Origin of the sequence: Paraburkholderia sp. SIMBA_054 (assembly GCF_046534875.1) — a bacterium.
GTDB lineage: Bacteria > Pseudomonadota > Gammaproteobacteria > Burkholderiales > Burkholderiaceae > Paraburkholderia > Paraburkholderia hospita.
Window position 1 is genome coordinate 1 of the sequence record NZ_JAWRXV010001670.1, and the last position, 238, is coordinate 238.

At 58.0% G+C, this 238-nt stretch carries 1 protein-coding gene; it reads left to right on the forward strand.

Going from position 1 to position 238, the window contains the following annotated elements:
* A partial coding sequence (locus SB822_RS60775; protein WP_410859609.1) for a UvrD-helicase domain-containing protein occupies positions 1–238 on the forward strand: 238 nt, incomplete at both ends.

Genomic DNA, 238 nt, shown 5'->3' on the forward strand with positions numbered 1-238 from the left:
CATTATCCCCGAAGAAACGCTACGGGCACAGAGCAACGCGGCAAATCCGGCGGCTTCTGTCTGGGTGTCCGCCAATGCGGGTTCCGGCAAGACCCATGTTCTGACTGAACGCGTTATTCGCCTGTTGCTGGAGGGTACTGATCCTTCCAAGATTCTCTGCCTTACCTACACCAAGGCGGCTGCGGCGGTGATGCAGAACCGCGTGTTCATGCGGCTTTCAGAATGGGCTGTCCTGCCT